Annotated in this window: 14 protein-coding genes; 7 read left to right on the plus strand and 7 right to left on the minus strand. The window is 69.5% G+C overall.

Annotated elements, in window-relative coordinates; genetic code table 11:
• Positions 1-80: 80 nt before the first annotated feature.
• From ABZS69_RS32280 to ABZS69_RS32295, 4 genes are read left to right on the plus strand one after another with little or no spacing between them, the layout of a single operon-like run.
• Entirely contained in the window at positions 81-2855 is a 2775-nt protein-coding gene (locus tag ABZS69_RS32280) for a nitrate- and nitrite sensing domain-containing protein (RefSeq protein WP_355379105.1), read from the plus strand.
• 21 nt (positions 2856-2876) lie between these two features.
• Positions 2877-3299, plus strand: coding sequence for a roadblock/LC7 domain-containing protein (locus tag ABZS69_RS32285; protein WP_355379106.1), 423 nt, complete (start codon positions 2877-2879; stop codon positions 3297-3299).
• 26 nt (positions 3300-3325) lie between these two features.
• Positions 3326-3688: a DUF742 domain-containing protein gene (locus tag ABZS69_RS32290; RefSeq protein ID WP_355379108.1), complete on the plus strand. Its 363-nt coding sequence runs from the start codon at positions 3326-3328 to the stop codon at positions 3686-3688.
• A gap of 7 nt (positions 3689-3695) precedes the next feature.
• The gene (locus tag ABZS69_RS32295; protein ID WP_355379267.1) at positions 3696-4247 is read left to right on the plus strand and encodes an ATP/GTP-binding protein; all 552 of its coding nucleotides are present in this window, start codon (positions 3696-3698) and stop codon (positions 4245-4247) included.
• Here the strand turns inward: ABZS69_RS32295 and ABZS69_RS32300 are convergent.
• Complete coding sequence (locus tag ABZS69_RS32300; RefSeq protein ID WP_355379109.1) at positions 4244-5032, minus strand: nitroreductase/quinone reductase family protein; 789 nt, start codon at positions 5030-5032, stop codon at positions 4244-4246. The two genes, ABZS69_RS32295 and ABZS69_RS32300, sit on opposite strands and share 4 nt — an antisense overlap.
• A 70-nt stretch (positions 5033-5102) precedes the next feature.
• On the opposite strand from ABZS69_RS32300, the gene ABZS69_RS32305 reads away from it, so the two are divergent.
• Complete coding sequence (locus ABZS69_RS32305; protein ID WP_355379110.1) at positions 5103-5552, plus strand: MarR family winged helix-turn-helix transcriptional regulator; 450 nt, start codon at positions 5103-5105, stop codon at positions 5550-5552.
• Between the two features lie 16 nt (positions 5553-5568).
• On the opposite strand, the gene ABZS69_RS32310 is transcribed toward ABZS69_RS32305, so the two are convergent.
• Entirely contained in the window at positions 5569-6333 is a 765-nt protein-coding gene (locus tag ABZS69_RS32310) for a TetR/AcrR family transcriptional regulator (protein WP_355379112.1), read from the minus strand.
• 82 nt (positions 6334-6415) lie between these two features.
• Between ABZS69_RS32310 and ABZS69_RS32315 the strand changes: the two genes are divergently transcribed.
• Positions 6416-7354 carry an ATP-binding cassette domain-containing protein gene (locus tag ABZS69_RS32315; RefSeq protein ID WP_355379113.1) on the plus strand — a complete coding sequence of 313 codons (939 nt, stop codon included), beginning with the start codon at positions 6416-6418 and terminating at the stop codon, positions 7352-7354.
• Positions 7351-8130: an ABC transporter permease gene (locus ABZS69_RS32320; RefSeq protein ID WP_355379114.1), complete on the plus strand. Its 780-nt coding sequence runs from the start codon at positions 7351-7353 to the stop codon at positions 8128-8130. The genes ABZS69_RS32315 and ABZS69_RS32320 overlap by 4 nt, the downstream gene beginning before the upstream one ends.
• Before the next feature lie 4 nt (positions 8131-8134).
• On the opposite strand, the gene ABZS69_RS32325 is transcribed toward ABZS69_RS32320, so the two are convergent.
• From ABZS69_RS32325 to ABZS69_RS32345, 5 genes are read right to left on the minus strand one after another with little or no spacing between them, the layout of a single operon-like run.
• Positions 8135-8572: a helix-turn-helix domain-containing protein gene (locus tag ABZS69_RS32325; protein WP_355379115.1), complete on the minus strand. Its 438-nt coding sequence runs from the start codon at positions 8570-8572 to the stop codon at positions 8135-8137.
• Positions 8573-8604: 32 nt separating this feature from the next.
• Positions 8605-9546: an ABC transporter substrate-binding protein gene (locus ABZS69_RS32330; protein WP_355379116.1), complete on the minus strand. Its 942-nt coding sequence runs from the start codon at positions 9544-9546 to the stop codon at positions 8605-8607.
• Positions 9547-9598: 52 nt separating this feature from the next.
• Positions 9599-10573 (minus strand): ABC transporter substrate-binding protein, encoded by a 975-nt coding sequence (locus ABZS69_RS32335; RefSeq protein ID WP_355379117.1) that lies wholly within the window; start codon positions 10571-10573, stop codon positions 9599-9601.
• On the minus strand, positions 10570-12483 hold the full coding sequence (locus tag ABZS69_RS32340) for an ABC transporter permease subunit (protein WP_355379118.1): 1914 nt from the start codon (positions 12481-12483) through the stop codon (positions 10570-10572). Before ABZS69_RS32340 ends, ABZS69_RS32335 begins: the two co-directional genes overlap by 4 nt.
• A complete protein-coding gene (locus tag ABZS69_RS32345) occupies positions 12480-13535 on the minus strand; it encodes a glycine betaine/L-proline ABC transporter ATP-binding protein (RefSeq protein WP_355379119.1) in 1056 nt (351 codons plus the stop codon). The genes ABZS69_RS32340 and ABZS69_RS32345 overlap by 4 nt, the downstream gene beginning before the upstream one ends.
• Between the last annotated feature and the right edge of the window lie 203 nt (positions 13536-13738).

Here is a 13738-nt window from a genome sequence, read left to right on the forward strand (position 1 = left end):
GAAAGCGGCCACTGCCACGCCTGGGCCTGCGAAACTGGCGTGTACGGTGGCGGCTCACCGCCCTCATCCTGGTGCCCACGATGGCCGGAGTCGTGCTCGGGGGAGCACGAGTCGTCGGGTCCGTCCAGAGCATCGCCGCCTACGACCGCACGGCGACCGGGGCCGAGCAGGCGGGGCGAATCCGCGACCTGCTGCAGGCGATCGGGCTGGAGCGTGACACGGGCGGCTGGATCGGCGCCAACCGCGCCATGCGCAAGAAGCTCGCGCAGCCGCTCGCGCAGCGCAAGGCCGCGGTGGACGCGTTGGTCAAGACCGTCAACGCCGACCTCGACACGATGGACGACTCGTACGGCCCCCGCATCGTCAAGGCCGCCCAGCAGGCGAAGTACGACCTGGGCCGGCTGCCGAAGATCCGGGCCGAGGGCCAGACCGAGACCATCCGCTACGACTTCCTCACCGACACGCTGCTCAAGCTGCACGACGAGCTGAGCCTGCTGTCCGAAGACGCGCAGATCATCGGCCAGTTCCGCGCCCTGGGCGCGCTCGCCGCGGCCAAGGAGGAGATCTCCCGGCAGCGCGTCCAACTGCTCCAGGCGTCCTACGACACCCAGCGCGTGGACGCCAAGGAGGTCGAGCAGTTCATCGCCTCCAACGCCCGCGAGCAGAGCGACATCTCCGAGGTCGGCGCGGAGGCCGGCGTCGAGGTCGGGCTCAAGCTGTCCAAGGCGCTCACCTCCCAGCCCGAGTACGTCAACGTCCAGCTCACCAAGTCGCGCGCGGTCACGCTGGCCAGCGGCCGGGCGCCGGGCGCGCGGATCAGCGACAACCTGATCTCCGCCAACGGCAGCCGCGAGCAGTGGTTCAACGAGAACTCCGTGGCCATCGACGTGCTGCACGGCGTCGAGCAGCAGCTGGCCGGAGAGGTGAGCCTGCGCAGCAAGGAGCTGCGCGAATCCGAGATCAGCAGCGCGATCATCGCGGGGATCCTGATCCTGGCGCTGCTGCTGCTGGTCCTGCTGCTCACCGTGGCCATCGCCCGCTCCATGGTCACCCCGCTGCGCCGGCTGCGGACCGAGGCGCTGGAGGTGGCCGGCTTCCGGCTCCCCGACGTGGTGCACCGGTTGCGGGCCAGCGGCGACGCGTCCGTGGGCGAGGTACGGCCCATCGAGGTCGAGGGCAACGACGAGATCGGCGAGGTCGCCAGGGCCTTCGACCAGGTGCACCAGCAGGCGGTGCGGCTGGCGGGCGAGGAAGCCGACCTGCGCAGCAACATCAGCTCGATGTTCGTCAACCTCTCGCGCCGCACCCAGACGCTGGTCGAGCGGCAGATCTCGCTGATCGACGGCCTGGAGAAGGGCGAGCAGGACGGCACCCGGCTGGCCGACCTGTTCAAGCTCGACCACCTGGCCACCCGCATGCGCCGCAACTCCGAGAACCTCCTGGTTCTGGCCGGCCACGAGGCCACCCGCCGGCGCAGCCAGCCGGCCAAGCTGGTCGACGTCGTCCGCGCCGCGCTGTCGGAGGTCGAGGGCTACGAGCGCGTCCAGGTCAAGGTGCACCGGGGCACCTCCGTGCTCGGCAGCGCCGCGAACGACCTGGTCCACCTGGTCGCCGAGCTGGTCGAGAACGCCATCCAGTTCTCCCCGAGCAACTCCCCGGTCGTCGTCACCAGCAGCCTCATCGAGGGCGGCGGCGCGCTGCTGTCGGTGAGCGACACCGGCATCAGCATGACCGAGGACGAGCTGGCCGAGGCCAACCGCCGCCTGGCCGAGCCGCCCGTCGTGGACGTGTCGGTCTCCCGGCGCATGGGTCTGTTCGTGGTCGGCCGCCTGGCGCTGCGCCACGGCATCCGGGTCCAGCTCAGGAGGGGCGAGGGCGCCGGCCTGATCGCCATGGTGCTGCTGCCGCCCTCCCTGATCGCCGACGGCACGCAGCAGCAGCCGCTGCCGCAGCGGCCCGCGTTCGGCGGCGGAACCGTGTCGACCCCGGCGAGCCCGCCCGTGCAGAACGGGGCCCAGAATGGGACCCAGAACGGGACGTTCAGGTCGTTCGGCAGCTTCGACTCCTTCGACGGCGGGCGGCGTCCCAACGGGCCCGCCCCCAGGCACGGTTTCCCGGCCCCCGAGAGCACCCCGGGACCGCACTCGTACGACAGCACCTCCGGACCACGCTCGTACGACAGCTCGCCGTTCCACTCGGACCCCGGCAGGGCGGGTGTGAACGGATTCACCGCCGACACCGACGGTGGCTCGTACCGCAGGCAGACGCCGTCGCTCGACTCGGGCGGCTTCCCACCCCTCCCGAACAACCCGGGCTCCTACCCATCTGGAAATGGCGCGTTCCAGACGCCTCCGCCGTCTCCGCAGCTCCCGTCGTATCCCACGAACGACGTGCGCAGACCTGACCCGACGCCCTCGGTCGAGATGTCGCCCATGGAGCAGGAGCAGGAGGAGTTCCTGCCGATCTTCGCGGCGGTGGAGTCCGCCTGGTTCCGCAGGCCGCCGGAGGAGACGGCGGCACAGGTGCCCGGAGATGGTGAGGACAAGCCCTCGCAAGCCGTACCCTCTGGGGAGGAAGCGTGGCGAACGGCGGCCGACGCCGGTTGGCGCGCGGCGGCCGCTGCCGCCGAGCCCAGCCTCGGCGGCATGACCGCCGCCGGGCTCCCGAAGCGCACCCCCAAGGCCAACCTGGTTCCCGGTACGGCGAGCCAGCAGGCGCAGCCGCAGCAGCCGCAGCGGCCCGCTCCGATGCCGCCCGTTTCGGCGGACCGGATGCGTAGCCGGATGGCCAGCTACCAGCAGGGTGTGCGACGGGGCCGCCAGGAAGTACGTGGACAGGAGGAACAGAGTGAGTGAGCGTCCCGCCGGGGAGGATGCGTGACAACCCTTAGCCACGAGGCGAACAAGTTCGACTGGCTGATCACGGACTTCGTGCGTAACACGCCCGGAGTCGCGCACGCCGTCGTCGTGTCGGCCGACGGCCTGTGCCTGGCCGCCTCTGAAGGCTTCCCGCCGGACCGGGCCGACCAGCTCGCCGCGGTCTCCGCGGGCCTGCTGAGCCTGACCGTGGGGGCGTCCAGGGTGTTCGAGGGCGGGTCTGTGACGCAGACCGTCGTCGAGATGCAGCGCGGGCTGCTGATCGTCATGGCGATCAGCGACGGCTCCGTCCTGACGGTGTTGGCGGGCCCCGACTGCGACATGGGCCTGGTGGCGTACCAGATGACGTTGCTGGTGGACAGGGCCGGACAGGCGCTCACGCCGGCCCTGCGTGCCGAACTCCAGGCCGCCAGGACCCGGTGATGTGATGGAACTGATGGGAGAGGGCCGTGTACGGCGTTGACGGAGCCGGGGACGAAGAGCCCCTGTTCCGTCCTTACGCGGTGACAGGTGGCCGGTCCGAGCCGCGCTACCACCTCGCGATGGAGACGTTGATCTCGTCGATGTCGATCCCGGACGACGAGATGGCCCTGCTCACCCCTGAGCAGGAGGCCATCATGCAGTTGTGCAGGTCGTTCCGGTCGGTCGCCGAGATCTCGGCCCTGCTCCGTGTTCCGCTGGGAGTGGCCAGGGTGCTTGTGGCGGACATGTCCGACGAAGGGCTTGTCCGCCTGCACCAGCCACACCTCAGCCAGGGACAGCCAGACCTCAACATGCTCGAAAGGGTGCTCAGTGGACTACGCAGGCTCTAGCCCCGGGCTGACGTCGACGAAGATCGTCGTCGCCGGTGGGTTCGGCGTCGGTAAGACGACGTTCGTGGGGGCGGTGTCCGAGATCCTTCCGCTCACCACAGAAGCGGTGATGACGGACGCGTCCGCGGGCATCGACGACCTAGGTCTCACCCCCAACAAGCAGACCACGACCGTGGCCATGGACTTCGGCCGCCTCTCGCTCGACCGCGACCTGATCCTCTACCTGTTCGGCACGCCCGGGCAGCACCGGTTCTGGTTCATGTGGGACGACCTCGTGCGCGGCGCCATCGGCGCGGTGGTGCTGCTCGACACCCGCCGGCTGGCCGACAGCTTCCCCGCGATCGACTACTTCGAAGAGGCGAAGCTGCCGTTCGTCATCGGCGTCAACGGCTGGGACGGGCAGTTCCCGCACGCCGAACAGGAGGTCAGGGAGGCGCTCGCACTCTCGCCGCACGTGCCGATCGTGCGTACGGACGCCCGCAACCGCGACTCGGTCAAGGCGACGCTGATCTCGCTGGTCGAGCACGTCGTGCGGCTGCGTGCCGCGCCCGTGCGCTAAGCCCAGGGGACGCTCTCCAGCGAGTTGAGGACCGGCACCAGCTGCTCCTCCTCGTAGGCGAAGTGAGCCTCCATCTCGCCGGCGATGCGCTCCAGCGTCGCCGGCTCGGTGGCCTCCCGCAGCTCCGCGACCAGCCCGGCGATCACCGCGTGCTCGGCGCGCAGCCGGTCGAGGGGCTCCTTCAGCTCCGGGAAGAGCTTCTCCAGGTGCGGGAACGCCACCCGGTCCTCGCCGTTGTGGTGGAAGGTCATCGCGTCGCAGAAGGCCAGACAGTACGCCCGCAGGTCGTCGGCGGGCGCCCCTCGGCGGACCTTGGCCAGCTCGCCCCTGAGGTGGTCGTGGATCCTGACCAGCTCGTCCCCGAACGCCGCCAGCCGTTCGAGCTCGGGGTAGAGGGCGACGACCGGGATGACCCGCTCGGTGTTCGCCTGGTAGGCGGCGAAGGCCGGGTCGATCGCGGCCTGCCGGGCGTACAGGCGGTCGCGCTCCTCGCCTTCGAGCGGCACGGCCCTGGCCGCGAACCTCTCCGCGCCCAGCTCGACGATCACCCTCGGGTTGGCGAGCACGTTGTGGTACCAGGCCGGGTTGGCGGCGCCGCCCGCGTTGGAGGCGAACACCAGGACCCGCTCGCCGTCCCGCAGGTAGACGGCCGGGTTGGTGCGCCGCCGGCCCGTTTTCGCGCCGGTGGTGGTGAGCAGCACGAGAGGCGCGCCCTCGAACATGCCGCCCACCTTGCCGCCGTTCGCCCGGAACTCCTCGATCACCTGCTGATTGAAATCGGTCACGTCATATCCTTGGACGAGGCTTCGTATTTGCTTTGCAAGCAAAGCTAATTTAGACATCAAGGTGTTCGACATGTCAACAGACGGCTTGAGTGTGGACGACGGGATCAGGACGTTGCTGCTGCTGATGCCGCGCATGGTCGGGCGGGCCAAGCGGCTGGGGGTGCCCAGTGAGCTGCAGTCGCTGTCCCTGGCACCCCGGCACCTGTCGCTGCTGGCCTACCTGCTGTTCGACGGGCCGATGACGGTGAACGAGCTGGCGGCCCGGCTGGAGGTGGCGCCCGCGACGGTCAGCCTGATGGTGGGGGACCTGAGCAGGAAGGGCGTCCTCGACCGGCGCGAGGACGACGCCGACCGGCGCCGTACGATCGTGAGCATCGCCGACCGGCACCACGGGTCGATCAACGAGTGGCTCGGCTACGGCGCCAAGGCCTGGCGCGAGGCCCTGGGGCCGCTCACGCCGGAGCAGCGGCGGATGTTCGTGGACACCCTCCTGGCCTACGAGCGGGCCCTATCGGGCTGAACCGTGGTGTCGGGGCTCAGGCCGAGCGGCGGTTCACCAGGGCCTCGACGCCGTCCAGGACGCGCTGCAGGCCGAACTCGAAGGCGTGCTCCGGGCTGTAGGCGGCGTTGAGGGCCTCGCCCGCCGCCTGACCCACGCGCGAGGCCGTGGGGTAGCGGGCGGCGTCGGCGATCCGGCTGAGGAAGGGCGCGTGCGCGGCCCACCACTGCTCGTCGCTCATGCCCGTCTGGCTCTCGGCCTGCGCCGCCTCCACCGCGCCGCGCGCGGCCCCGTGCACGAACCCGGCGACCAGCGTGATCACCGAGTCCATCTCCAGGTCCGTGAGCCCGATGCCGTCCACGGCGCGCAGCTCGTAGTCGTACTTGGCCGTGACGTTCGGGCCGAGCACCGGGCGGCTGGCCGCCACCTGCAGCAGCCACGGATGGCGCAGGTAGAGGGCCCAGCTCTCCCTGGCGATCTGCTCCAGCCGAACCCGCCAGCCCCCGGGCACGTCCTGCGGCCTGGGTGTCTCGCCGTAGACGGTGTCGAGCATGACGTCGAACAGCTCGGGCTTGCCCGGCACGTACGTGTAGAGCGACATCGTCCCGACGCCCAGCCGCTCGGCCACGCGGCGCATGGACAGCGCCTGCAGCCCCTCGGCGTCGGCCACCTCGATGGCCGCGCGCACGATGCGGTCGACGCTCAGCTCGGGCTTGCCCTTGCGGCTGGCGCGCTCGCTGGTGCGCCAGAGCAGCGCGAGGCTGCGCGCGGGGTCGCCCTTTCCCGAGTACTCAACGGTCACATATGTACGGTACACCGTACGGTTGCCCGCATCGAACCGTATGCTGTACGGTACGCCGTACGACACAAGGGAGGGGACACGCATGCCGGCGGTGCTCGCGCAGAACCTGCGCAAGAAGTACGGCGAGAAGGCGGCGCTCGACGGGATCGACCTCGACGTGGGCCGGGGCACGGTCTGCGGCCTGCTCGGCCCCAACGGCGCGGGCAAGACCACGGCCGTCCGCATCCTCACGACCCTCCTGCGCGCCTCGGGCGGCCGCGCGGAGGTGGCGGGGTTCGACGTGGCGGCCCAGCCCCGGCAGGTACGCCGCAGCATCGGCCTCGTTGGCCAGCACGCCGCCGTGGACGAGATCCTGACCGGCCGGCAGAACCTGGAGCTGTTCGGCCGCCTCTACCACCTGGGCCCGTCGAAGGCCCGCGCCAGGGCGGAGGAGTTGCTGGAGCGGTTCGGGCTGGACCACAAGGGTCCGGCCAAGGAGTATTCGGGCGGCATGCGGCGCAGGCTCGACCTCGCGGCCAGCCTGATCCTGGCGCCGCCGGTGCTGTTCCTGGACGAGCCGACGACGGGGCTGGACCCGCGCAGCCGCACGGAGATCTGGCGCGCGGTGCGCGACCTCGTCGCGGACGGGACCACCGTGCTGCTGACCACGCAGTACCTGGAGGAGGCCGACCAGCTCGCGGACCGGATCTCGGTGATCGACGGCGGTCGCGTGGTGGCCGAGGGCACGCCGGACGAGCTCAAGTCCAAGCTCGGCGGCGACCGGCTCGACGTGGTGGTCCACGACCCGGCCCGGCTCGACGAGGCCGCCGCGATCGTCGGCGGGGTGGCGTCGGGGCCGGCCGAGGCCGACCGGGACACCGGGCACGTGAGCGCGCCGGTGGGCGAGCGGGTGCGGGCGCTCACGCAGGCGCTCGCGGCCCTGTCGGCGGCCGGGATCGAGGTCGAGGACGTCGCGCTGCGCCGCCCCACGCTCGACGAAGTCTTCCTGAACCTCACCGGCGCCGGAGGAGGCACGAAATGAGATGGGCTCTGGCCGACGGCTGGACCGTCGCCCGCCGCGACCTGATCCACTGGGCGAACCAGCCGATGACGGTGGTGTTCGGGGTGCTCTTCCCCGTGATGATCACGCTGGCCTTCGGCTATCTGTTCGGCGGTGCGGTCGAGGTGCCCGCGGGGGCCGACTACTTCGAGTTCCTCATGCCCGGCATGTACGGCATGACGATGCTCTTCGGTCTCAGCTCCACCATGATCGCCGTCACCACCGACGTCTCCAAGGGCGTCACCGACCGCTTCCGCTCGATGCCCATGGCGCCCTCGGCCGTGCTGGTCGGCCGGGCCGTCGCGGACCTGCTCAACTCCGTCCTGATCCTGGCCGGGCTGCTGGCCTGCGGCCTGGCGGTGGGCTGGCGGCCGGCATCCCTTCCGGGCGCGCTGGGCGCCGCGGGCCTGCTGCTCCTGCTGCGCTTCTCGCTGCTCTGGGCCGGCATGTACCTGGGGCTGCTGACCAGGGACCCGGGCGGGGTGGTGGCGATCCAGATGCTGGAGTTCCCGGTCGGCTTCCTGTCGAACGCCTTCGTCGCGCCCGGCACGATGCCGGGCTGGCTGGGGGCGATCTCGGAGTGGAACCCGCTGTCGTCCACGGTCGCGGCGGCCAGGGAGCTCTTCGGGAACCCCGGCTGGGGCGGCGACTCGTGGGTGGCCCAGCACGCCGTCCTGATGGCGGTGGTCTGGCCGGTGGTGATCACCGTCGTGTTCTTCGCCCTGTCGGTACGCCTCTACCAGCGACTCGACCGGTAGGGCGTCACAACACCCGCTCGGTGAGGAGGGCGATGGAGCGCTGGGCCGAGCGGATGCGCCGGGCGCGCTCCTCGTCCTCCCCGCCCAGCCTCAGCCCCTCCTCGGCGATCTCCCCGAACGCGGCGAACGAGGCCAGCCGCTGCCGCACGACCTTCTCGAACGCGTCGTCCTCGATGCGGTAGTACGTGGTGCGCTCGCCCGGCCGGGTGCGGCGCCGGACGAGGCCGATGGAGGTCAGCAGGCGCAGGTTGGACGTCATGGACGCCCGGCTGGCCCCGATCGCGTCGGCGATCTCGCCCGCGGACTGCTCGGCGGGGGTGCAGATCAGCAGCCAGCCCAGGACCCGGCCGGTGATGGGCGCCAGGCCCCAGGCCTCGCCGCAGAACGTCGCCACACGCTCGACCCAGTCGAGCGTGTGCTCGCGGTCGTCGGAAGGAGCCATGAGTTCAGCCTAGGCTGAAACGACGTCGTGCCTCATCGGGGGATCCAGTCCTTCCACACGATCTTGTTGTCCCGCACCCACCGCTCGGCGGCCTGCTCGGCGCTCATCTTCTCGTTGATCATGTCGCTGGCCACGGCGTTCTGGTCGTCGTTGGTCCAGATGAAGTTGCGGACCAGCTCGTACGCCTTGCCGCCGGTCTGCGCGAACTTCTTGCTGACGATCTTGTCGAGCAGGTACGGCGGGTAGTCGCAGGCGACCCTCTTCGTGTCGTCGTCGCAGCCGAGGGCGTAGGGCGGAAGTGCTACTTTGACCAGTTTGACCTTGGTGAACAGCCATTGCGGCTCGTAGAAATACATCAGCAGCGGCGTCCGATTCTTGGTGGCGAACTCGGCCGCTTTGATCAGCGCCGCCTCGCTGCCCGAGTAGACGACCCGGTAATTGAGCCCGAGGTTCTTGATCAGAGCCTCGTCATTCGTCACGAAGGTCGGATCTCCGTCCAGAACCTGTCCGGCATTTCCGGTTTTGTCAGTACGGAATAGATGTGCGTACTTGTTGAGGTTTCGGTAGTCCGTAATGTCGGGGTATTTTTTGACCATCCACTCGGGGACGTACCACCCGATGATGCCCTGGTTCCCGGTGAGCCCGGCCGACAGGGCCACCTGCTTCTGCTCGATGAACTTCTTTTTCAGGTCGTTGTGTCCCCAGTTCTCGACGATCACATCGACCTTGCCGTCCTCGAAATCCTCCCAGGAATCGCCCTCCTTCATGGTCCGCTTGTGCACCGTGTAGCCCAGCTCGTGTTCGAGCAGGTACGCCAGCACGGCGGCCTGGGCCTCGTACCCGACCCAGCCGTGGATGTCGATGTTGACGGTGCCCTTCGACCCCGTGGCGGAGCCGGGCTCCTCGCCGGAGCAGGCGGTCGTCAGCAGCAGGACCGCGACCAGCGGCCCGACGAGCTTGTTCGTTCGCAACATGAGGTCTCCCGGCGACCGCGGCCCCCGCGCGGGGGCCGCGGTCAAGAGGGCGTCACTTGGGGATCCAGGCCTGCCACTTGGCGGTGTTGGCCTCGATCCACTTCTTGGCGGCCTGCTCGCCGGACAGGCCGTTGTTGGTCATGTCGTTGGCGACGGCGTTCTGGTCCTCGTTCGTCCAGCTGAAGTTCTTGACCAGCTCGTACGCCTTGCCGCCGGTGTCCGCGAACTTCTTGCTGACGATCTTGTCGAGGTCCATCTCCGGGTAGTCGCAGGCGACCTTCTTGGGGTCGGCGTCGCAGCCCTCGGTCCAGGCCGGCAGGTTGACCCGGACCAGGTCCACCTTGTCGAAGAGCCAGTGCGGCGTCCAGAAGTAGAACAGCAGCGCCTTCTGCTGCTCCTGCGCCTGCGTGGCGGACTTGAGCAGGGCCGCCTCGCTGCCGCCCGTCACGACCTTGTAGTCCAGCTTCAGGTTCTTGACCAGGGCCTCGTCGTTGGTGACGTAGCTGGGGTCACCGTCGAGGAGCTGGCCCTTGCCGCTGGACTCCGAGGTCTTGAACAGGGAGGCGTACTTGTTGAGGTTCTTGTAGTCGGTGATGTCCGGGTACTTGTCGGCCATCCACTTCGGCACGTACCAGCCGATGATGCCCTTGTTGCCGGTGGAGCCGGCCTCGGCCGCGACCTTCTTCTCCTCGATGAACTTCTTCTTCAGGTCCGGGTGGCCCCAGTTCTCGATGATGACGTCGACGTCGCCGGTCTCGAAGCCCTCCCACGCGAGCTGCTCCTTGATCTCGGGCAGCTCGACGTTGTAGTGGAGCTCGTTCTTCAGCAGGTACGCGACGACGTTCGCGCTGGCCTCGTAGCCCACCCACGGGTTGATGGCGATCTTCACGGTCCCGGTGGGGGCGCTTGAGCCGGAGGCCTGCGGGGCGGCGGCGGTGGAGCTGGTAGAGGTCTCGACCTTGGCCCCGCCGCAACCGACAGCGGCGAGCCCGAGGGCGAGGAGGCCTGCGAGCAGGCGAATCTTCATGTGGATTTCCTTTTTCGGGGGGAGGGGCGCCTGTCGGCGCCCTGCGTGATGCGGTCGAGCATGACTCCGAGCAGCACGGTCGCGATGCCGGCCACGAAGCCCATGCCGAAATCGGGTCGCTGGGAGAATCCGACGACCACGTCGTAGCCGAGGGCCCCCGCCCCGACCAGACCGCCGACGACCACCATGGCCAGCGTCATCACGATGCCCTGGTTGGCCGCGAGCAGGATCGCCTGCCTGGCCATGGGCAGCTGCACCTTCCACAGGAGCTGGCCCGAGGTCGAGCCCGCCGAGGCGGCCGCCTCGACGACCGTGGGGGGCACGCCCTTGATGCCGTCCTCGACCAGCCGCACCACCGGCGGCACCGCGTAGATGACCGAGGCGAAGATCGCCGTGAAGCGGGTGGTCTCGAACAGGGCCAGCGCCGGCAGCAGGTAGACGAACGCCGGCATGGTCTGCGCGGCGTCGAGTATGGGCCGCTGCACGGCCGAATACCGCGGCGAGCGGGCCGCGGCCACGCCGAGCAGCAGGCCGACGACCAGCGTGACGAACACCGCCACGACGACCGTGGTCAGCGTCTGCATGGTGTGCTCCCAGACGCCGAGCAGCGCGATGGCCAGCAGGCAGCCCAGCGCCGTCAGCGCCGGGCGTACCCCGCTCACGCGCCAGGCCACGGCCAGCACCGCCAGGGCGACCAGCCACCACGGGGCCGAGGTGAGCAGCGTCTCCAGCGGGTTGAGCAGGGCGCTGGTCGTGAGGTCCTTGATGAGCGTGGTCACGCCGTACCAGCTGGTCTCGGCCCAGCGGACGGCGTCGTTCACCTCGGCCACGAAGTTGACCGTGAGGCCGTCCGGCCACGTCTTGGGCAGCACGGGGATGAGCGCGAGCCCGGCCACGGCCAGCACGCCCGCGGGGACGAGATCGAGCATGCGCAGCCGGGCATGGGGTTCGCGGTGGGCGATGGCCATCATGGTGCGGTCGAGCAGCACCGCCATGATGACGATGGCCACGCCCGCCGGGAGCATGATGCCGACCTGCGCCCGCGACAGGCCGCGGATGATGTCGCCGCCCAGTCCGGGGGCGGAGATCAGGTTCGCGATGACGACCATGGACAGGGCCATCATGATCGTCTGGTTGACGGCCAGCGCCATCGTGGACCTGGCCAGCGGCAGGTAGACCTTGAACAGCGTCTGCCGGCCCGTCGCGCCCAGCGAGCTGGACGCCTCGACGGCCGTGGGGGAGACCTCGGAGACGGCCAGCGCGGTGATGCGGATGGCCGGCGGGATCGAGTAGATCATCGTCGCGATGGCCCCGGCCGGGGCGCCGATGTGGAAGAACAGCGCGAGCGGCGCCAGGTACGCGAACGTCGGCATGATCTGCATGACGTCCAGCACCGGTGTGATCACCCGCCGGACGCGGCCCGAGAGCCCGGCCCAGACGCCCACCGGGATCCCGATGGCCAGCGACAGCAGCACCGAGACCGCGACCAGGGCCAGCGTGTCGACGCTCGACTCCCAGAGCCCGAGGAAGCCGAACGCGCTCACGCCCGCCACCGCGGCCAGCCCGATCCGCCAGCCGCCCGCCAGCCAGGCCAGCGCGCCCATGACACCGGTGATGCCGGGCCAGCCGAGCGCGTACAGGACCGACTGGAACAGGCCGAACAGCCAGCCCACGAAGAGCCGGATGTAGTTGAGGAAGTACAGGAAGAGCGGGTTGTCGTTGCGGTGGTCGTCGATCCACTCGCGCAGGTCGGTGACGGCCAGGAACTGCGGCGCCTCCTTGTCGTGCGGCAGCGTCGCCGTGCCGCGGAAGACCAGGTACGCCACCACGAAGAGGGCCGCGACCCCGGCGGGGGCCACCCACTTCGGCAACCTCAGACGGGAAGCGGTGCTGACAGCGGTGCTGCTCATGCCCCTGCCTTCATGGCGACGTCCGCGCCGGACAGGAAGGTCAGCAGGTCCACGCGGTCCACGACTCCCACGAGGTCGTCGCCGTCCACGACCCTGATGGGGCGGGAGGAGGCGGACGAGGCGCCGATGGCGTCCGTGATGAGCGTGGTGACCGGCAGGACGGGCCCGTCCAGCGGCTCGCCGGGCTCGGGCTCGCGGCAGATCCAGCGCAGCGTCAGCACGTGGCTCCTGGGCACGTCGCGCACGAAGTCGGCCACGTAGTCGTCGGCGGGCGCGCCCACCAGCTCCTCCGCGGTGCCGAGCTGCACGATCGAGCCCGCCCGCATGATCGCGATCCGCTCGCCGAGCTTCAGCGCCTCGGACAGGTCGTGCGTGATGAACACCATCGTCTTGCCGACTTCCCGGTGCAGGCGGATCACCTCGGCCTGCATGTCGCGCCTGATCAGCGGGTCGAGCGCGCTGAACGGCTCGTCGAACAGCATCACCTGCGGGTCCACGGCCAGCGCGCGGGCCAGGCCGACGCGCTGCTGCATCCCGCCGGAGAGCTGGTCGGGGTAGGCGTCGGCGTACCCGTCGAGGCCGACGAGGGAGAGGATCTCCGCGGCCCGCGCGTGCCTGGCGGCCTTGGCGGTGCCCTGGATCTCCAGCCCGTACGCCACGTTGTCGATCACCTTGCGGTGCGGCAGCAGGCCGAAATGCTGGAAGACCATGCTGACCTGGTGACGGCGGATCTCGCGGAGCCTGGCGGGGGAGGCCCGGCCGATGTCCTCGCCGCCGATCCTGATCTCGCCGGCGCTGGGCTCGATCAGCCGGGTGAGGCAGCGTACGAGGGTGGACTTGCCGCTGCCGGACAGGCCCATGACCACGAAGACCTCGCCAGGGCGCACCTCGAAGCTCACGTCCCTGACGGCGGCGGTGCAGCCGGTCTTCTCTCTCAGCGCTGCCTGGTCGAGCTGCCTGTCCTCGCTGTCCAGGACTTTCTGTGCCCTGGAGCCGAAGATCTTCCAAAGGCCCTCAACGGTGATGGCCGCGCTGTCGGGAGAAACCCCCACCCTCGCCTCCTTCTTTGACCGCCACAACATATGGCGCGAATAACGGAAATCTCAACGTGTTGTGACCTTCCAGAGACCTCTGTGGTCCTGGCGTGTTATGCATTTGGAACGTACAAAAGCCCCACAACCGGACATGTAACGCGTTAAAGGTTTATTTCCCGCTTTGCGATCATGAATCATGGAGCTCCAGGTTTTGCCACTTG

Origin of the sequence: Nonomuraea sp. NPDC005650, assembly GCF_040605375.1 — a bacterium.
In the GTDB taxonomy this organism is placed as follows: domain Bacteria; phylum Actinomycetota; class Actinomycetes; order Streptosporangiales; family Streptosporangiaceae; genus Nonomuraea.